We start from the raw sequence: 18,416 nt of genomic DNA on the forward strand, positions 1-18,416 counted from the left end.
CTCCTAATAAGTCATGCAGGCGGCGTTCAATAACCCTACTGCAATCGACATGGCTGCGAGCATGACACCTGCTGACACTTCGTTGTTGTTAATACGCTCGGCTATTTTAGGCATAAAACTAAAGCGCAGTAGCGCAAACGCCAGGCTCTGGGCAATCACTGCAACAATGCCCCACAGGGTAAAGTCTATCAACCCCAGAGAGTTTGACGCGGCACTGGCCAGCGCCAGGCTGAAACCCACCATTGCGCCGCCAAATCCGATAGCAGCAGCCACGTTCTTTTCTTCTTTTACTAATTTCCATTCGTCGTGGGGGGTAACAAAGGCATATACCACTTTAAAAATGAACAGGTAAATCACTGATACAGCAAAATACAGGACAAAATTTAATAAGCCCGCCAGAGAGTTGGTAATGATTTCCATAAGATAATCCTTGTTATTAACCGTTGATGCGGATATCCGCTGGTTGTATATCAAATCCGGTGCTGATAACCAAACAGCGATCGGCATTGTTGCCGACAATTTTTTCTTCGCCTGCCACTAACAGTGACTCAGTACGATCATCACCGATGTCACGTTCATAGAGCATCATAAACTGGTCGGTTTCGCTGACATCACCATCTTCTTCGTAGGTTTTCTCAGTGACCGCGACCGGCGGAGATTCGGAGCCCACTGCATCCCAAACCCGCTTAAAGGTATAACCTTCAAGTTCATAAGTGGGTGAGGATATGCCACTTTGCAGGCATTGTTGCCACTGACTTTGGCTACCAATTGTTGTGGTAGAGTAAAAGTACCATAACTTGACGTCGGTAATATGGTTTTCTGTCATGCCGCCATCCATTACGACTTGCAAAAACGCATCATCATCGGTGTAAAACCGCAGTAAGGTGCCGCCAGTATCGAGCGTTGCGGCACCCACCGCCTGAATGAGATGTTTCGAGGCGGCACCGTCAATGCACAAATCAGGTGTGATAAGGCGTAATTTCAGTTCGTCCAGTTCAAAGGAACCACCCAGGTAGAGCCCCATTACTTCCGGCGCTTGGGGCGTTTTTGGGGCGTCGGATTTAAACCATTTTTTAAACATGTTTATTGCTCCGTAAACGACGACCAGTTCACATCATTGATACGTTTTCTGGCAATGTAATAAAGCTTATCTTCTGGTGCAATAACCGTATCCAGGCTTGGGTTAAGCTTGATGGAACGTTGATTGCTGGCCAGGGCGCAGCCAATGATTGTCGCATCATAATGACGTTTAAAGCCCATAAACAGCTGTTGGTAGCTCATCGGTTGTAACGACGCAGGAAAGATCACGGAATACTGCGCTTGCCCTTCATCATCAACACTGAGTAAGTCATGGGTCAGCGAGCTTGATCCAGGATCAAACGCAGCCTTGGCGAGCATTTCTACCGCCACACTGGGGGTGCACTCTACCTGCGGGCAATGTTGCTGCAGTAACTTCACCAGGCTCTCGTCGTTAAAATAGGCGACCTGATGCGCTGAGGGATTCTTTTGGGCGCAGTATAGCGCGGTGGTCATGGTCAAATCGTCCAGCGGGTTATCGATCAGAATGGTCGAAGCTGAACTAATACAGGCTTTGTCCATGTCCTCATCTTTATTGAAGGATTCAACCTTCACAAATTCGATTTTGCCCGGCATAGGGTTACTGATATCGGCTCTGACGCACAATACGATATCCGGCGGCCGGGAGAGTGACTGTCGTTCCTGGAGCAACAGTTTTAACAGCAGTAACGTGCGTTGTTCGTTCCAGCCTATCACCAGAATATGGTCGTTAACATCCAGCGTCGATAATCCCATAAGACCTTTCCTCCATTGGTTACCAATAAATCCGGCCACACGGCCAACTATCATGGCAAAAATACTCAACCCTAACGGAATTACATAGAGGGCAACAATGATTTTGCCTGCGGGCGTTTGTGGTGACAGGTCGCCATAGCCCACGGTTGAGCCGGTAACAGCGAGCCAGTATATAAAGTCAACGCTGCTGGTCAGCGCATGTTCATTAAATGCAAACAAAAGCAGCCAGGAAGAGGCTGCATAAAATAGCGTCACCAAAACGATGGTGTACCACCTCGATTCAGCAAAATAATTCAGCATTACGCGCCGGATTTTTATCCACATATCAGTTGCTGCTGGCTATCCATGTTGATGAAGGCTTTGGCTATCTTCGCAAACAAACAGCGGTAAAAACAAGTGAGTAATCAGCTATTCACTTGTTTTATTCCCGCCGCTTTGACACTTATTTACCAAGTATACGCGCTAATTCGTCGTCGGCTGAGGTGCTGCCACCCTTTATACCGGCTGCCGCCAGGCGTTTTTCAAGATCATCTGAGGATTCCGATGAGGCCAGCTCTTCTGCTGCTTCCAGCTCAGCGCTGCGCATTTTTTGCTTATCCTGGATACGTGACAACGACTCTGTCGCGGTTTTCATTTTGCTGTTCGCACCCATGTGACGAGACGACACCGCAACCTGAGCTTTTTGCACACTCTCTGTGGCTTTAACCATATCCACCTGCTGTTCGAGACGACGCAGGTTGGCTTTCGCCTGCTGAATGTTTTTCGCCAGATTTTTCTCTGAGGCGGTAAACTGATCCAGGTACTGTTGTTCCTGATCGCGTTCGGCTTTCAGATCACTGACTTTTTGAGCACAATCCAGGGCCAGCGCACGGTCGGTGTCGATGGCTTTTTTGACATGCGCTTCATATTCGGCAATAGATTGGTTAAAACCATCTACTTTTTGTTGCGACAGTTTACATTTGGCCAGTATTTGTGTGCGGGCATGATCAGATTTACGCAACTCTTCTTTTGCTTCCCGAATTTCCTGTTCAAGAATTCTGATTGCCTGACTATCTGCCACAGACTGGGCAGCCTCATTGGCTCCACCTTTTACTGCGGTGATCAATTTTTTCCAAACAGACATAAATTTCTCCTTAAAATTACTTCAGGTGTGACTCATAAGCGTCAAGGAATGCAGCAACGTTCTGAAACAGTGTTGTTACTTCAATTTGAATACTCTCAGCTTTCGATTGGGCGCTAAGTGCGCCAAATGCACTGTAGTATTCTTCTCCGTTAACGCTTGAAATGGCCACCGTGGTGAGTGGGAAAAGCATGTGAGTTGACAGAATATCGTGATCAAGGGCGGCTTTATCGGCAACCTGCGATGCATTGAACAGTAAACTTTCAACAATAATTTGCTCACCGCTAATTGCCAGCCAGGCATCTAGCCCATCCTGATTTGCAATAAGTAAACATTCTTTCTCGCGGGTGACAACCAGGTCATCCATGTCTTTAAACAGGGTCTCTAGTTTCTCAAGATCCCAATCCATACTTACTCTCCTTACCGAATCAGCTAAATGCCGTTAACTCTAGTCAGTTTTACTACCCGGTTGCAATGTTTTTACGCTGGTTTTAACGCGTTAAGTGCAACAAAGTATGACCAGAACGATAGTCTGTTATTTCATTTTGCTTTGCTCAGCACGACAAATATTGATTGTAGTGCCATCAGAGCGACTAAACTATAGACAATGATGGTACGCTTAGTCAATAATAAATATATTCAAGTGTGTAATAAAGTGTTTCAATGTGAATTATAATTTACAAAAGGGGTTGTTTTGAAAGATCAGTCACAGTGGCGAAAAGCCGTCCAACGCATTGTCCGCTCAGAGATGTCATTGCGCGGTATGAAGTATCAGGGGCTCAGCGACAGACTCGCCGATATCGGGATTTCCCAGTCTGCTGACAATCTGCGCAATAAAGTCAACAAGGGCATCTTGGGCGCCGATCTTATGTTGCAGATTCTATACGTATTAAACGCGCGACCCTTGTCGGTAGAAATGATGTCAGAAGTGCTCAACGACTGCGCTAACAGTCAGTAACAAATGGCGAAAAAAGTGGCGTTACAGAAGGCGGGTTTCACCGAAGATCCAGATAAACAAAACCCAGCCAAAGGGGCTGGGTCGAAAGAGAAGATGGGAGAACATCATCGCTTGTTCGGTTAATAATAGACCGATTCTTTGAATATAAAAGAAATACTATGTATCAACGGTTATTCTTAAGTATAAAAAAAAATACCTAAAGCTGGGTGCATAATTGCATAAAAATTAGTCGGTTTGATATTTTCTCTTATTATTTAAAAGCTTAAAGATTCTCTCCGGACCGAAAAAAAATAATGTAAAGTGCGGTTGGCAGCCTGTGAGAGGTTGTGAGTCTTAGAGCAAAGGCCAGCAGCATTGATTTTTTATGCCTATTGGCCGTTCAGGCCTGCTTTTATGCTACACTCCGCGGCGGATTTTTATGGGCAACTTTGGTTGCTTTTAACGGGCCAGGTCCAAGTGTTCGGGCTGTATTAATAACGGTAACTGTATTAAGCGTCATGAAATTATCAGATTTTAGTTTTACCTTACCAGAACATCTCATTGCTAAGCATCCCACGCCACAGCGCAGTGCCAGCCGGTTATTGCATTTAAGCGGCACTAGCGGTGATATTCAGCACTATAAATTTACCCAGATGGTAGACCTTGTCGAACCCGGCGATCTGTTGGTGTTTAATAATACCCGGGTGATCCCGGCGCGCTTACTTGGCCACAAAGCTTCTGGCGGTAAGGTTGAGGTTCTGGTGGAGCGCATTGTTGATGAACACAACGCGCTGGCACATGTTCGCGCCAGCAAAGCGCCTAAACCGGGAACCACACTCATCCTTGAATCCGCTGTTAGGGTAACCGTTACCGGCCGTCAGGACGCCTTATTCGAACTTCGCTTCGACGGTGATGGCACGGTGTTAGAGCAGCTCGAAGACTATGGCCACATGCCGCTGCCGCCATATATTGATCGTGCCGATGACAGCAGTGACCGGGAACGTTATCAAACCGTTTATAATCAAACGCCGGGCGCAGTGGCGGCGCCTACCGCAGGTTTGCATTTTGACGAGGCGATCCTCGCTGCGCTCAACGCCAAAGGGGTGAACTTAGCGTATGTCACGTTACATGTTGGCGCTGGTACCTTCCAGCCCGTGCGGGTCGATAATGTACTAGACCATAAAATGCATAGCGAGTTTGCTATCGTACCCGAGGATGTCGTTGCGGCAGTAAGGGCCACCAAAGCTGCAGGTAAAAAAGTCATCGCGGTGGGAACCACATCAGTACGTTCGCTGGAATCAGCCGCGCTTAAGGCAAAGCCCGAGGATATTCTGGATACCTTTAATGCCGACACTGACATATTTATTTACCCGGGCTATGAGTTTAAAGTAGTGGATGCGATGTTCACCAATTTTCATTTACCTGAATCGACGCTGATTATGTTAATAAGTGCCTTTGCCGGACGGGATAATGTGTTGAACGCGTATGCACAGGCGATCGAAAATGAATACCGTTTTTACAGCTATGGCGACAGCATGTTTATAGAAAAAGCCTAACGATATTGTTTTTATGTGGTGCGATTCAATAGCCCCTGTGCAACAGAGTCAAAGTTTCATTAAACACATGATCTCTGTTTTATAGCTGGTATAATCCGCCCACAATTGAGCCCAGACAGAGGTATGCGAGGTGGTTGCCTCTGGTTCAGACAGGATATTTACACTCATGCAATTTGAACTGCACAATACCGATGGTCGCGCCCGACGAGGAAAACTTGTCTTTGAGCGTGGCGAGGTAGAAACCCCGGCTTTCATGCCAGTGGGTACGTACGGCACCGTCAAGGGGATGACGCCAGAAGAGCTGTCTGACAGCGGTGCGCATATTTGTCTTGGTAATACCTTTCATCTGATGTTGCGTCCTGGCACCGGCATCATTAAACAGCACGGTGATTTGCACGACTTTATGCACTGGCAAAAGCCCATCCTTACTGACTCTGGTGGCTTTCAGGTATTCAGCTTAGGTGATCTGCGTAAGATTACAGAAGAAGGCGTAACCTTTCGTTCACCAATAAACGGTGAAAAAATACTTCTCACGCCAGAAAAATCCATGGAAGTGCAGCGCGATCTCGGTTCTGACATCGTCATGATTTTTGATGAATGTACGCCGTTTCCGGCTACCGAGCAGGAGGCGCGCCTGTCAATGGAACTGTCACTGCGTTGGGCTAAACGCAGTAAGGCTGCCCACGGTAATAATCCGTCTGCATTGTTCGGTATTATTCAGGGCGGTATGTACGAAGATTTGCGCGATGTGTCGTTGGCGGGTCTCGAAGAGATTGGTTTTGATGGTTATGCCATTGGCGGCTTGTCGGTGGGGGAACCCAAAGAAGATATGATCCGCATCATCGAACACACGGCACCCAAAATTCCTGAGCACAAGCCACGTTACCTGATGGGGGTCGGCAAACCAGAAGATATCGTTGAGGCCGTGCGCCGCGGTATTGATATGTTTGACTGCGTGATGCCAACCCGTAATGCGCGGAACGGTCATTTATTTGTTACCGAAGGGGTTATTAAGATCCGTAACGCCAAACATAAACAGGACACTTCGCCATTAGATGAAAAATGTGATTGCTACACTTGCAAAAATTATTCTCGGTCATATTTACATCATCTCGACAAGTGCAATGAGATACTTGGCGCAAGATTAAATACCATTCATAACCTTCGATACTATCAGCGGGTTATGCAGGGGTTACGTGACGCAATAGCCAGTAATACGCTGGAAGCGTTTGTCAGCGAATTTTACGCACAGAAAAATATGCCGGTACCGGCACTATAAAAAATTAAAATGGGGAACATTATGAGTTTATTTATTTCCGATGCACACGCGCAAACTGCAGGTGGCGGTGGCCAGGGCGGTGGTTTAGAAATGCTGATCATGCTGGGCGTGTTCGGTCTGATTTTCTACTTCTTGCTTTATCGTCCGCAAGCCAAACGTGTAAAAGAACATAAAGCACTGGTGGCATCACTCAGTAAAGGTGATGAAGTGCTTACGCAAGGTGGCATGGTTGGCAAAGTGACTAAAGTCTCTGACGAAAAAGACTTTATCGAAATTGCGCTCAACGAGCAAACTAACATCGTTGTGCAAAAAAGTGCAGTGAGTGCGGTATTGCCAAAAGGCACTATGAAGTCTATCTAAGTTAACAGTGACACGTGCCTGACCTGCTCGGTCGGGCACGCTTGTCTAGGGAAATGAAGTGTTAAACCAAAACTCTTTCTTTAAGGTGTTGGTGGTACTGTTTATGGTACTGATGTGCGGCTTGTACGCACTACCAAACCTCTACGGCGAGGACAACGCCGTACAAATATCCGGTACTCGCAATACCACGGTGACCGCAGCGCTTGAAGCGCAGGTGAGCGAAGCCCTGGCCGAAAACAATATTGCAGTCAAATCAATAGATTTTGCCGACGAGCAATTACTGATCCGGCTGCCAGATTCCGATAGCCAGTTAAAGGCACGTGATTTGTTGGATGTGGAGCTGGGCAGTGATTATGTTGTCGCAATGAACCTGGCACCGGATACGCCTGAATGGCTCGAAAGCCTGGGCGGCACGCCGATGAAGCTGGGCCTTGATTTACGTGGTGGCGTGCATTTCCTGATGGAAGTAGACATGAACGAAGCCATTAAGAAATCAATGGAAGATGCCGAAAGCGATTTTCGCACCGCGTTGCGTGAAGAAAAGCTGCGCTATCGCGCTGTTAATGTGCGCGATGGTTACATTGACATCCAGTTTCGTGATGAAGCGACACTCGATAAAGCCGAGTTTTTCTTAGAAAATCGCAACCGCGATCTCACTTACGAAGAAATGGATGATCTGGTACTTCGTGCTCGTTTTTCAGAGCAAAAGTTAGCCGAGATAAGAGATTACGCGGTGAAGCAGAATATTACCATCATTCGTAACCGGGTAAATCAGCTTGGCGTGGCCGAGCCGGTTGTGCAAAAACAAGGTGCCGATCGGATAGTAGTGCAACTGCCAGGTATCCAGGACACTGCGCAGGCCAAAGAAATTCTTAACGCCACCGCAACCCTTGAATTTCGCATGGTAGACCAGGATAACGACGTACGTGATGCCGTAAATGGGCGCGTACCACCCGGATCACAACTGCTTTATGAAGGTGAGCGGCCGGTGTTGCTCGACAAACGCGTTGTGGTAACCGGCAACCATATTATCGACGCCAATAGCGGTGTTGACGAGTATGGTATGCCGCAGGTCAGTATTTCTCTTGATTCTGAAGGTGGTAATAAAATGTCGCGCAATACGCGCGAAAATATCGGGCAGCCTATGGCGACCGTGTTTATTGAATATAAAGCCACCGGCGAACGGGATGCCAACGACAAGCTGATTTTTGAGCGCGAAGAAGAAGTCATTAATGTGGCGACCATTCGTGGTCAGTTTGCCAGCAACTTCCAGATCACTGGCTTAGGATCTCCCAAAGAAGCACGCGATTTGAGCTTACTGTTGCGCGCTGGTGCATTGATTGCGCCGATCCAGATAGTTGAAGAACGTACCGTTGGTCCAAGCCTTGGGCAGGAAAATATTGACTTAGGCATGCAAGCCATCATGTGGGGCTTGGCCCTGGTACTAGTGTTTATGCTGATTTACTACAAAGCTTTCGGTATTGTGGCGAATATTGCACTGGCGCTTAACCTGGTCATGATCGTCGGTATTATGTCGATGATCCCTGGGGCGACACTTTCACTGCCGGGTATGGCGGGTATAGTGCTGACAGTCGGTATGGCGGTTGACGCCAATGTACTCATTTTTGAGCGTATCCGCGAAGAATTGCGTGATGGACGAAGTCCGCAACAAGCCATTCACCAAGGCTACGATAGTGCATTCTCAACGATTTTGGATGCCAATATAACGACATTTATTGCCGGTTTAATTTTGTTTGCTGTGGGTACCGGACCAATCAAAGGCTTCTCGATTACGCTAATGATTGGTATTGCCACGTCAATGTTTACTGCGATTATTGTAACCCGGGTGATTGTTAACGCCGTATGGGGTGGTCGCCGTGTTGACAAGCTGGCGATATAGGAGCGTATGACATGCAATTATTAAAATTATCCAATACGATTAACTTCATGAAATTGCGGATCCCCGCAATGGTGTTATCGACTGTACTGATCCTCGCTTCTTTATTCTCGCTGGCAACCAATAGCCTTAACTGGGGGCTGGATTTTACCGGTGGTACGCTGATAGAGGTCGGCTACGATCAGGCCGCCGACCTGAGCGCTATCCGTTCTACGCTGGCCGAAAATGAATTTGCCGATGCCGTGGTACAAAACTTTGGTAGCAGTACCGAAGTGCTGATCCGTTTAGCACCAAGAGAAGGTGTTAAAGCGGTCACTATTGGCGATCAGGTGATTGAGATCCTCAGACAATCCGATGCCAGCGTTGAAAAGCGCCGCATAGAGTTTGTTGGCCCTAATGTAGGTGAAGAACTAACAGAGCAGGGCGGTCTGGCGATGTTGGTGGCACTGATATGTATTCTTATTTACGTTGCTGCGCGCTTTGAGTGGCGCTTTGCGTTGGGTTCGGTATCGGCATTGGTTCACGATGTATTTTTGACGCTGGGGCTGTTTTCAGTATTGCAAATAGAATTCGATCTAACCGTACTGGCCGCCGTGTTAGCGGTAATCGGCTATTCACTTAACGATACTATTGTGGTTTCAGACCGTATTCGCGAAAACTTCCGTAAAATTCGTAAAGGTGAGCCAGAAGAGATAGTGAATATTTCACTCACCCAGACCCTTAACCGAACTATCATTACTTCATTGACTACCGTGCTGGTATTGATGGCGTTGTTCTTTAAGGGTGGGGCGCTTATTCATGGTTTTGCAACGGCACTTTTATTTGGTGTTATCGTAGGTACATACTCGTCTATTTATATCGCAAGCTCTGTAGCGCTTGCGCTGGGTATCAGCAAAGAAGATCTGATGCCGCCACAGGTCGAGAAAGAAGGCGAAGATTTAGATTCTTTGCCTTAAGTTCGCTGTAACCGTAGTAAAAAGCCGCTCTTGAAGCGGCTTTTTTTATTGGCAGATATGAGATGTTGTGGCGGTTGATTTACCGCTCACGTTTTCAGCTGGCTTCAATAACGTCAATCAGTTTCGCCAGCAGTTTGGTGCCAATGCCTTTTACTTTGACCAAGTCATCAGGTGTAGTAAATGGACCTTCGGTTTGACGGTGACTAATAATCGCTGCGGCTTTGCTTTCACCAATACCTGGCAGGGTCATTAGCTGCTCAAGCGTTGCCGTATTAACGTTGATTCGCGATTCAGCGGTGGCAATCTGAGCGGTTTTATCAGCGGTTTTAACGACTGCTGCGCTAACGGATACAGCATTGAAACTGGCAATCCATGCCAGTGCTATTAAACATATTTTTACGATTAAGAATTTCATGGTAGTGCTCCTGGTAGTGTCGAATTATGAAATACATCAATTACACTTTAGCGACGATTTGTGGTGTGTGGCAGTACTGAAAATGGCCAGTTTTTGAATGTCGCCGGGCATTACTACAGATTTCTATGTAGTAGGAAGGTGGTTAGGCGTGGATAACAAAGTGCTGAATAACGCAGAACAGTGGCGGCCAGGGCGGCATTTGTATGCAAAAATGCCAGTTTACAAGCTCATTTAAAACCGTGACTCCCCCCTTACAACGAACAAATGCAATGAACCTCAATGTATTCGAGTAAACGGAGCGCTTGACGTCATTATTTTACGTAAAAATGCGTAACAGAATTGCTCTGAACGGCATTCTTCAACTATAGTTGATATAAAATCCAGGAAATTGTTGATGCCCGGTCAAATAGTGATGTACTTGTTGGGAGGCATTTTTGTTATCGCGATAACAATTCTGGGTACTTTGGTCAGTGAAAAGTTAATCAGGCAAGATCAGGTAGTCAGTTTTGAAGCCCCCATGAATGAGTTTATTCAGATATTGAGCCGGGAGCTTGAATACAATGCTTATGCGCTTCGTTCTTTGGCGCAGCTTTTCCGGTCCTCAGAGTCAGTTGAAGAGCATGAATTTGAAAGTTTTGCGGCTTTGTTGCTCAAACAATATGGCAATATATCGGCGCTGGCGTTTTTACCCGCACCAGTAAAACAAGACGCTATAAACGGCCCGGCGATAAATGCGCCAGTATACTGGAGAACCCGTAACAGTTATATCGGCAATAGCCCCACTGCCTTCTTGCCTCAAAAAACAGTCCGGCAGTTAATTGATCAGGCTATGAACAGCGAAAAAGCTGTCGCATCACCCATTGTAAAGGCCCCAGAAGGGGGGAGTTATTACGCCGTTGTGCTGCAAAAAGTCGCAGCCAATACAGGAATGGTTATGATGGTTATTGATGTATCGTTCACACTCGAACGTATATTCGATAATCAGGTGACCCAGGGCTATGCGCTTTTTGAAAGGGAAGCCAATCAATACCGACTGGCAGTAAGCACGGTTGCTGAGCAACCGCGGGATAGCCTGAATACCACAAGCGGCGACCACCAGGCGTCGGTAGTGTTTTTTGAGCGGAACTGGCAACTAGTGACGTTTCAAAACAGGGAGGTTAAGTATCAGTGGTTGTATATCGGCATACCGTTAGCTGCATTCGTACTGAGTATCCTGATTGTCTATTTGATTGCTTTTTCGGCACGGTTACGGGTTGCCAACAGAGAAAAAGAAAGGAATCTATCTGATCTACAGTTTGCCCAAAAAAAACTGGTGGAAGCCGAAAAAATTGCCGCAATGGGCGGAGTTGTCGCCGGGGTCGCCCACGAAGTAAATACCCCTTTGGGGATCGGCATTACCTGTATGTCTCACCTGCAGGAGAGCGTGCTGGAAATCAAGCGTGACTTTGATAACGGCAAATTAGACGCCACCGCGTTTGAAGCCTTTATGATATCGGCAGATGAGTTAGTCAGTCTGAGTATGAAGAATATGCGTAGGGCCGCATCGCTGCTGACAAAATTTAAAAAAGTGGATGTTATCGGCAGTGACTCTGAGACAGAATTAGAATTGGTAGTCATTGCTGATCTGATTGATAGCTTTGTAGTACGTTTTTATAACGATTACCCGGATAGCACTATAAAACTCACCACTCACATTGACCAGAGTATTACGCTGTATACTTATCCGGCGGTAATATTAGATATACTATCGTACCTTACCTCCAACGCCATGGTGCACGCATTTACCGCCGATCAGCAAGATTGCGAGATCAGTATTACATTTCCGCACGGCAGGAAGGGAACTACACTGTTATTTAAAGACAATGGAGCAGGTGTTGAAAAGTCGTTGCTAAAACGCATCGTAGACCCCTTTTTTACCACCCGTCGCGGTTCGGGCTTTGCAGGGCTTGGCTTAAGCGTGGTATATAATTTAGTAAGTAGTAAGCTAAACAGCGAATTAACCATTGAGGTTGATAACGGTTTGGCTTTGTCGTTCGATATAAAAGATTTGCACAAGTGAGGTAAAATGTGACGCTCAACCCCTTATTTGCATCACAAACGAATGCGGCTCCGTCAAACGATTCGCCCGAAACGGAGGAGGAGTACGGCTATAAAGTGCTTATTGTGGATGATGAAGTTGAAGTTCATAAGGTTACTGAGCTAATACTTAAGCGTTTTCGGTTCGATGGTAAACGTATTCAATACTTGCACGCTTATTCTGCTGAGGAAGCGCTGCAATGTTTTGAGGAAAATAAAGACATTGCGCTGGCGCTGGTTGACGTGGTGATGGAAACAGAGCACGCGGGGTTGGATTTAGTACACAAGGTACGTAACGATCTCAACAATCACCTGGTCAGGTTAGTGTTACGTACCGGGCAACCCGGTCAGGCGCCTGAGCATCAGGTTATCGAACGTTACGATATTAATGATTACAAAGAAAAAACCGAACTGACCAGCCAAAAGTTGAAAACGCTGATGTACAGTGGTTTGCGTTCTTACCGGGACATTCAAACGATTGATATGCACCGCAAGGGCCTGCGTCAGGTTATAGAAAGTACCAGCAAAGTGTTAAAGCCTGGTTCAATGAGTGAATTTGCCACGGCGGTGCTCAAAGAGATATTAAATTTGCTGCAAATCGGTTCAAGCGCGCTGTACTGTACTGCTTTTTCAGAAGCCGGAGGACCGGTTCAAAAGCAAGTACTCGCGGCGACAGGCTCACTGGCAAACGTGATTGCCGAAGCTGAATTAAACGGCTTACCGGCGGCTGTACGAGAGGCTTTTGACCACGCCATGCAAACCCGTAGTTCATTTTACTTTGAAAATGGTTACGTGTTTTATGCAGAGACCGACAGCGGTTATCAAAACCTCTTGTACGTCGATACCAATGGTGAGCTAACCAGCGGTCAGCGTGAGTTGTTGGACATTTATTGTTTCAATGTGGCGCTTACTTACGTTAATTTGCTCAGGGGGCAAGAAATCCTCGATACGCAGCGAGAGTTAGTCTATTTGTTGGGTGATGCGGTTGAAATGCGCAGTAAAGAGACTGGCGCTCATGTTAAGCGTGTATCGCTGGTTAGCTACCGTCTGGCGCAACTGTATGGTTTACCTGAAGCCACGTGTCTGCTCATAAAGCAAGCGTCGCCTCTCCATGATTTTGGCAAGGTCGCTATTCCGGACCAAATTTTACATAAACCGGGCAAACTTGATGAAGAAGAATGGGAGATAATGAAAACCCATGCGTCGGTGGGCTACGATATTCTCAGAAAGTCCAATAAACCGATTTTACAGGTTGCCGCGACGATTTGTTTAACCCATCACGAGCGTTGGAATGGCCAGGGCTATCCCACCGGAGCCAAGGAGCAAAGTATTCCCATTGCCGGGCGTATTACCGCACTCGCCGATGTCTTTGATGCGCTGGGCTCCAAACGCTGTTACAAAGAGCCTTGGGGCAGAGACAATGTCCAGCAAGAAATTAGTGCTCAGCGTGGTGAGCATTTTGATCCCGTATTAGTTGATTTATTGCTCGCTCATTTCGACGAGTTCTGGCAAATCCGTGAACGCTACCCCGATTAACATGTGTTGAATTTGTGACGGTCGATTACCAACCCAAACCGGAAAAGGGGCGTGCAGATGCAAGTAATTCGAGCCCCGAGGGCGCTATGCAGTGCCTCGGCAAGGTAGCCAGATGGCCCTTGCCAGATACCACGCATTCCTCATGTCCGGGGAATATGAAGCTATGCCCTGAGTTAACCACGGCATATCGATTCAGGTTTTAAGGGCGGGCACTTTCCTGCATAACCGCTTCTTAATTAAACCGCAAGCGAGTCGTACACCACGACTTTACGCCACAGGTGAGAGCAGTCAGCAACGAACTGTTGATGAATAGGATGAACCTGATATTGGTTTTGACCTTCGACATCATCAAATAAAAGCATTTCAGATACCTGAAAGCTGTTGTCGACCACATCACGCTTTTCAGTCGATGCCGGTACGCCAATTTGAATACCTTTAACACTGTCAATACGGGCCAGTGTCTTCAAACCTGCAATTAAGGCGGCAATGTCAGCTTCTGAGTCGGGGTTTTTAAGCCAGAAAAACACGCTGTGTCTGAGTTGCGGTAAGACGGGATGGTTGTTTTCGTCGCTCGGTTTTGCTTCGGCAGTAAGTGATACGGCGCCTGCGGCGGCAGCGCCAAGCAAAAATTGTCTTCGTGGTAAGGGTTGATTGTTCATAAGGCCAGTTCCGATAGAAGCTAATTTCTTATCATGGCATAAAAAACCTCTCGTTGGCTAGAAGGTATGGATTCACCCGGGGCTGTTGTGCTACTAACGCACAGTAATTATGGTTTTTCCGGGGCGTCTGAGATGATGTCTTGCACTTCGGTATTGCCACTTAACTTCGCCAGGTCGAACAAATAGTCTTTTTGCAGAGTACCGAGTTGCTGGTCTCCCAGTAACGCCTTGAGTTCGGTGGCATCGTTATTAGCAATAGCAGTTTGGATCCCTGCCATGTTGGCGATACTGCCTGGATCATTTGAGTGAGTCATAATGAACTCCTTTTGTCTGGTGAGTGTATGCTTACTAATGGTTTGTTCGTGTGAGGTCGCAATAAAGTTCATTACAGCTTAAAAAAGCCTGGTGATGAATTCAGGTGAATCGGCTGATGGTGCTTTTTTCAGGCATAAAAAAAGCAAGCGCTCAGGCTTGCTTTAGGTAACGAAAGGGCGTTTCAGACAACGCCCTTGTCAGTTTCGCATGTTTACAAGCGTTCCAGCATGGCCTGAGTAAACTCTGTTGTACCGTGCTGACCACCCAGATCGCGGGTAGTTCGGTCGCCACTCTCGATAACGTCTTTTAACGCTGAACGGATGGCTTCTGCTTTATCCGCCATATTCAGGTATTCAAGCATTTGCACAGAGGCCAGGATAACACTGGTAGGGTTCGCCAGGTTTTTGCCTGCGATGTCGGGGGCCGAACCATGAACGGCTTCGAAGATAGCACAATCGCCGCCAATATTAGCACCTGGTGCCATGCCTAAGCCACCGACTAAACCGGCACACAGATCTGACAAAATATCACCAAACAGGTTTGTGGTAACAATCACGTCAAACTGATGCGGATTCATGACTAACTGCATGCAAGCGTTATCCACGATCATTTCGGTGGACTCGATATCAGGGTATCTTTCAGCCACTTCACGGGCAACTTTAAGAAACAGCCCCGATGTAGATTTCAGAATATTCGCTTTGTGGACCGCAGTAACCTTTTTTCGTCCTTCGCGGCGGGCAAGTTCATAGGCGAACGTGACGATCTTCTCTGCGCCGTCGCGAGTAATTTTACTGCGAGCTTCTGCTTCGTTACCGTCTTCTGAAACGACCTGCCCGAGCCCGGAATACATACCCTGGGTATTTTCCCGCACAGTGATAATATCAATGTCTTCGTAACGAGCTTTGGTGCCTTTAAAAGACAATACCGGGCGAATATTGGCATACAGTTTAAAATGCTTGCGTAAACTTACGTTGATTGACGTAAAGCCCTCACCCACAGGCGTTGTCAGTGGGCCTTTCAAGGTGACCTTGTTTTTGGCGATAAGGTCGAGCGTGTCCTGCGGCAGGAGTTCACCGTGATTTTCCAGTGCCATTAAACCGGCATCGGCGTAATCATAGGCAAAATTACAGCCTGCTTTATCGAGAATTTGAATGGCAGCATCAATAATATCGGGACCGATACCATCTCCGCGGATGACAGTAATACGTTGTTGAGTCATCAAAAATCCTTAGTCACTTTTACTGATTCGTTAGGTCAATGGGTTTGGTAAAACTGCAGCGTAGTTGATTGTGCCTAAAGGCATGCTATCAGGCTGTCTTGTTATTTATGTGTAGGATATTACCTGTCATTTAACCGGCGTATATAACAGCGTAAGTGTATACGATTTACCACAAAATGAGTAGCTCGTTGGGTCATAGTGCGCATAAACGCTGTTTATGTTGGTGGTTAGATTAACGGGCAAATTAACAAATGTGCGACCTGCTGATAGAGCGACTCTTTGTGCGCTAACAACCCTGGGTAAGCCTTGTCAGTCTGACGCATAAAAAGTTGAGTTTGAGGACAAGGTTGTTGAGCTAACAGCCATTGCCGCGCCCAAATAATGCTTATACCAGTAATGCAATGGGTTAAACGAAGGCGCCCTGGTACATCGTCGGGCAACTTACCGCCGCAGGCGATTAACTGGCCCTGGGCTTTGTCTTGTTGCCAGGCGTTAGCGAGTGCCAGCAAGCGTTGACGGGTGGCACTGCTCAATGCGTCTGAGGTGTTTACCAGGGTAGAAACATCAAACAGTTTCGCTGAATCGGCTGCAATGTGCACAGCACTTTTCAGTTCATTGACAGTAAACAGTGGCGACAATGCAACGGTGGTGATGAGACCGGCGCTTTGTGGTGTAACGGCCCGGGTGGTGGCAGCCAGCTCACTGCTCAGTAACGTGGCTATCTGAGTAAGTTTGCTAAACCACAACAACAGCGGAAACCGATGCTGGGTAAGACGTTGATAGAGTGCGTACTGCACTAACATATTGCCGACGCGCTCAAGGCCGTAGGTAAGAATACTCTGTTTAAGATCGTTAACGGCCAGTTGCATACGGTTATCTTTAGATGCGGCGTCAGTTAAAAAGTGCGCAAACATCGGCTCTGCCGCCACTAAATCAACCACTTTCTGAATTGCCACGTCAGGATCGTTGAGCGCCTGCAGCAGCCGCCGTAACGAAGCTGGTGGCGACGATACCGGAAAACTCGCCGGTATAGCCCAATGCTGCGTGCTACTTGCCGTGAGTTGTTCCTGGTGTGGTGACGCTAAGAGTTGCCCGACACGTGCCAACCATTTCGTTACCGAACCGGTTTGTGACAGAGTCTGAGTCAGCCTGGCTTTGTCTACCTGTTCAAGTTGCGCCTCGTGAGGGAAATATACCATTGAGGTATCGGCCCGTTGGTGAATGACCATGCCGGTTTGCAACTGGTATTTTATTTGGCTCCCTTCTGGATTCAGGCCAGGATATGTCAGCAGCGGCGTGAGTTGCTCCAACCCTGCATTGGGTAAAGACAGAGCGAGCTTGTGAAGGATGGCAGACAACGGCATATCAGGTGTGTGGTCAATCCAGCGCTGCCACTGCCAGGCGATTTCAAAACAATCTTCAAAACGACACCGTTTTGCGTGTTTAGGCATAATGCACTGTGACCAATAGTGTTGGCCCTGCTGTTTTAATTGGCGGATAACCCTGCTGTAATGTTTTTTATCGGCGCCGGTAGCCTGCAACTGATAAAAGCTGAGTAACCCTGCTATGCCATGTTGCAACGTGTGGTGGTTAACCCGGTTACGTAAGCCGAGCAACACATATATACTGATGTGACGGGCCCACCGGTGTTGGCTTGGCTGGTCGCTGGTATATACATGACAGGCCATCACGGTCAACAGTGGCAGCTGTGATTCAGCAAAGTTTATCCATTGTCCGGCGGCCTGCAGATATTGGGATAGCTGAGACGTTCGGGTAGCGGGCAGGGCTGGCAGCGCTAAGCTGTCGCGGATAATCGCGTTTAACGCTGTGGTTAGCTCTGTCACACTATTTAGCTACTCAGATAGGTTTGATAAGCGCCATCACCCCAGGCAATCAGGGCTTCGTTTTCAAATAGTAATGGAGTGCACTCATCCTGTGTGGTCAGGCCATCCGCCCGGATGTGTTGAGTGCGGTAAAACATGACCTGGATTTCGCGGCTATCTTGCATTTTGGCTTCGGTAATGTCCGGCGCACCCAGTAAGGCCATGACTTCTGCCCGGGTAATGCCGAGTTTAAGCTTGGAAATTTGTACTTTGTTGTACTCTTCCCGATCCTGCCAGTCCATATTCTCCGGTTTGTCCGGATAAAAGGCAATTAACAAAAACGCCAGCACTGCATAAGACGCAACGCCAATCAATATGAGCCGTATCGCTTTACTATTCATTTATCTACGTGTTGTTCCATTAAACTATAATGATTGTGGCCGTATTATGACCGCG

At 47.3% G+C, this 18,416-nt stretch carries 19 protein-coding genes; 8 read left to right on the forward strand and 11 right to left on the reverse strand.

Annotated elements, in window-relative coordinates; genetic code table 11:
- Positions 1–3 precede the first annotated feature (3 nt).
- The 5 genes from OIK42_RS06250 to OIK42_RS06270 form a co-directional block, all read right to left on the reverse strand.
- A complete protein-coding gene (locus OIK42_RS06250; protein ID WP_273639145.1) occupies positions 4–420 on the reverse strand; it encodes a DUF350 domain-containing protein in 417 nt (138 codons plus the stop codon).
- A 16-nt stretch (positions 421–436) separates the two neighbouring features.
- Positions 437–1,081, reverse strand: a complete 645-nt coding sequence (locus OIK42_RS06255) for a YjfK family protein (RefSeq protein ID WP_273639148.1) — start codon at positions 1,079–1,081, stop codon at positions 437–439.
- 2 nt (positions 1,082–1,083) lie between these two features.
- Entirely contained in the window at positions 1,084–2,136 is a 1,053-nt protein-coding gene (locus tag OIK42_RS06260) for a potassium channel family protein (protein ID WP_273639150.1), read from the reverse strand.
- A 118-nt stretch (positions 2,137–2,254) separates the two neighbouring features.
- Positions 2,255–2,935: a PspA/IM30 family protein gene (locus tag OIK42_RS06265; RefSeq protein ID WP_273639152.1), complete on the reverse strand. Its 681-nt coding sequence runs from the start codon at positions 2,933–2,935 to the stop codon at positions 2,255–2,257.
- 16 nt (positions 2,936–2,951) lie between these two features.
- On the reverse strand, positions 2,952–3,341 hold the full coding sequence (locus OIK42_RS06270) for a DUF2170 family protein (RefSeq protein WP_273639154.1): 390 nt from the start codon (positions 3,339–3,341) through the stop codon (positions 2,952–2,954).
- A 285-nt stretch (positions 3,342–3,626) separates the two neighbouring features.
- Here OIK42_RS06270 and OIK42_RS06275 point away from each other — a divergent pair, with 285 nt between their 5' ends.
- The 6 genes from OIK42_RS06275 (at position 3,627) to secF (ending at position 9,917) form a co-directional block, all read left to right on the forward strand.
- Positions 3,627–3,890, forward strand: a complete 264-nt coding sequence (locus OIK42_RS06275; protein WP_273639156.1) for a DUF6471 domain-containing protein — start codon at positions 3,627–3,629, stop codon at positions 3,888–3,890.
- Between the two features lie 497 nt (positions 3,891–4,387).
- The gene (queA, locus tag OIK42_RS06280; RefSeq protein ID WP_273639158.1) at positions 4,388–5,425 is read left to right on the forward strand and encodes a tRNA preQ1(34) S-adenosylmethionine ribosyltransferase-isomerase QueA; all 1,038 of its coding nucleotides are present in this window, start codon (positions 4,388–4,390) and stop codon (positions 5,423–5,425) included.
- Between the two features lie 166 nt (positions 5,426–5,591).
- The gene (tgt, locus tag OIK42_RS06285; protein WP_273639160.1) at positions 5,592–6,704 is read left to right on the forward strand and encodes a tRNA guanosine(34) transglycosylase Tgt; all 1,113 of its coding nucleotides are present in this window, start codon (positions 5,592–5,594) and stop codon (positions 6,702–6,704) included.
- A 21-nt stretch (positions 6,705–6,725) separates the two neighbouring features.
- Complete coding sequence (gene yajC, locus OIK42_RS06290) at positions 6,726–7,064, forward strand: preprotein translocase subunit YajC (protein WP_273639161.1); 339 nt, start codon at positions 6,726–6,728, stop codon at positions 7,062–7,064.
- 58 nt (positions 7,065–7,122) lie between these two features.
- Complete coding sequence (gene secD / locus OIK42_RS06295; protein ID WP_273639163.1) at positions 7,123–8,964, forward strand: protein translocase subunit SecD; 1,842 nt, start codon at positions 7,123–7,125, stop codon at positions 8,962–8,964.
- A gap of 11 nt (positions 8,965–8,975) precedes the next feature.
- Positions 8,976–9,917 carry a protein translocase subunit SecF gene (gene secF, locus OIK42_RS06300; protein WP_273639165.1) on the forward strand — a complete coding sequence of 314 codons (942 nt, stop codon included), beginning with the start codon at positions 8,976–8,978 and terminating at the stop codon, positions 9,915–9,917.
- A 94-nt stretch (positions 9,918–10,011) separates the two neighbouring features.
- On the opposite strand, the gene OIK42_RS06305 is transcribed toward secF, so the two are convergent.
- Positions 10,012–10,332 (reverse strand): ComEA family DNA-binding protein, encoded by a 321-nt coding sequence (locus tag OIK42_RS06305; RefSeq protein WP_273639167.1) that lies wholly within the window; start codon positions 10,330–10,332, stop codon positions 10,012–10,014.
- A gap of 394 nt (positions 10,333–10,726) precedes the next feature.
- Between OIK42_RS06305 and OIK42_RS06310 the strand changes: the two genes are divergently transcribed.
- Positions 10,727–12,391 (forward strand): ATP-binding protein, encoded by a 1,665-nt coding sequence (locus tag OIK42_RS06310; protein ID WP_273639169.1) that lies wholly within the window; start codon positions 10,727–10,729, stop codon positions 12,389–12,391.
- Positions 12,392–12,399: 8 nt separating this feature from the next.
- On the forward strand, positions 12,400–13,944 hold the full coding sequence (locus OIK42_RS06315) for a DUF3369 domain-containing protein (RefSeq protein WP_273639172.1): 1,545 nt from the start codon (positions 12,400–12,402) through the stop codon (positions 13,942–13,944).
- A gap of 236 nt (positions 13,945–14,180) precedes the next feature.
- Here the strand turns inward: OIK42_RS06315 and OIK42_RS06320 are convergent, their stop codons facing one another.
- The 5 genes from OIK42_RS06320 to OIK42_RS06340 form a co-directional block, all read right to left on the reverse strand.
- Positions 14,181–14,603: a Dabb family protein gene (locus OIK42_RS06320; RefSeq protein WP_273639174.1), complete on the reverse strand. Its 423-nt coding sequence runs from the start codon at positions 14,601–14,603 to the stop codon at positions 14,181–14,183.
- A gap of 107 nt (positions 14,604–14,710) precedes the next feature.
- Positions 14,711–14,917, reverse strand: a complete 207-nt coding sequence (locus OIK42_RS06325) for a hypothetical protein (protein WP_273639175.1) — start codon at positions 14,915–14,917, stop codon at positions 14,711–14,713.
- Between the two features lie 212 nt (positions 14,918–15,129).
- Positions 15,130–16,137: an isocitrate dehydrogenase gene (locus OIK42_RS06330; RefSeq protein WP_273639177.1), complete on the reverse strand. Its 1,008-nt coding sequence runs from the start codon at positions 16,135–16,137 to the stop codon at positions 15,130–15,132.
- A 227-nt stretch (positions 16,138–16,364) separates the two neighbouring features.
- Positions 16,365–17,981, reverse strand: coding sequence for a hypothetical protein (locus tag OIK42_RS06335; RefSeq protein ID WP_273639178.1), 1,617 nt, complete (start codon positions 17,979–17,981; stop codon positions 16,365–16,367).
- A 5-nt stretch (positions 17,982–17,986) separates the two neighbouring features.
- The gene (locus OIK42_RS06340; RefSeq protein ID WP_273639180.1) at positions 17,987–18,361 is read right to left on the reverse strand and encodes a DUF3192 domain-containing protein; all 375 of its coding nucleotides are present in this window, start codon (positions 18,359–18,361) and stop codon (positions 17,987–17,989) included.
- Positions 18,362–18,416 lie beyond the last annotated feature (55 nt).

Source organism: Alteromonas gilva (assembly GCF_028595265.1).
Lineage (GTDB): Bacteria > Pseudomonadota > Gammaproteobacteria > Enterobacterales > Alteromonadaceae > Alteromonas > Alteromonas gilva.

Excerpts from the sequence above, each read along its gene's own strand:
- OIK42_RS06310 (WP_273639169.1), top strand. The coding sequence starts at position 10,727 with ATGCCCGGTCAAATAGTGATGTACTTGTTGGGAGGCATTTTTGTTATC.
- tgt (WP_273639160.1), top strand. The coding sequence starts at position 5,592 with ATGCAATTTGAACTGCACAATACCGATGGTCGCGCCCGACGAGGAAAA.
- OIK42_RS06250 (WP_273639145.1), bottom strand. The coding sequence starts at position 420 with ATGGAAATCATTACCAACTCTCTGGCGGGCTTATTAAATTTTGTCCTG.
- OIK42_RS06340 (WP_273639180.1), bottom strand. The coding sequence starts at position 18,361 with ATGAATAGTAAAGCGATACGGCTCATATTGATTGGCGTTGCGTCTTAT.
- OIK42_RS06255 (WP_273639148.1), bottom strand. The coding sequence starts at position 1,081 with ATGTTTAAAAAATGGTTTAAATCCGACGCCCCAAAAACGCCCCAAGCG.
- OIK42_RS06265 (WP_273639152.1), bottom strand. The coding sequence starts at position 2,935 with ATGTCTGTTTGGAAAAAATTGATCACCGCAGTAAAAGGTGGAGCCAAT.
- secF (WP_273639165.1), top strand. The coding sequence starts at position 8,976 with ATGCAATTATTAAAATTATCCAATACGATTAACTTCATGAAATTGCGG.
- queA (WP_273639158.1), top strand. The coding sequence starts at position 4,388 with ATGAAATTATCAGATTTTAGTTTTACCTTACCAGAACATCTCATTGCT.
- OIK42_RS06270 (WP_273639154.1), bottom strand. The coding sequence starts at position 3,341 with ATGGATTGGGATCTTGAGAAACTAGAGACCCTGTTTAAAGACATGGAT.
- OIK42_RS06325 (WP_273639175.1), bottom strand. The coding sequence starts at position 14,917 with ATGACTCACTCAAATGATCCAGGCAGTATCGCCAACATGGCAGGGATC.
- yajC (WP_273639161.1), top strand. The coding sequence starts at position 6,726 with ATGAGTTTATTTATTTCCGATGCACACGCGCAAACTGCAGGTGGCGGT.
- OIK42_RS06260 (WP_273639150.1), bottom strand. The coding sequence starts at position 2,136 with ATGTGGATAAAAATCCGGCGCGTAATGCTGAATTATTTTGCTGAATCG.
- OIK42_RS06320 (WP_273639174.1), bottom strand. The coding sequence starts at position 14,603 with ATGAACAATCAACCCTTACCACGAAGACAATTTTTGCTTGGCGCTGCC.
- OIK42_RS06305 (WP_273639167.1), bottom strand. The coding sequence starts at position 10,332 with ATGAAATTCTTAATCGTAAAAATATGTTTAATAGCACTGGCATGGATT.
- OIK42_RS06330 (WP_273639177.1), bottom strand. The coding sequence starts at position 16,137 with ATGACTCAACAACGTATTACTGTCATCCGCGGAGATGGTATCGGTCCC.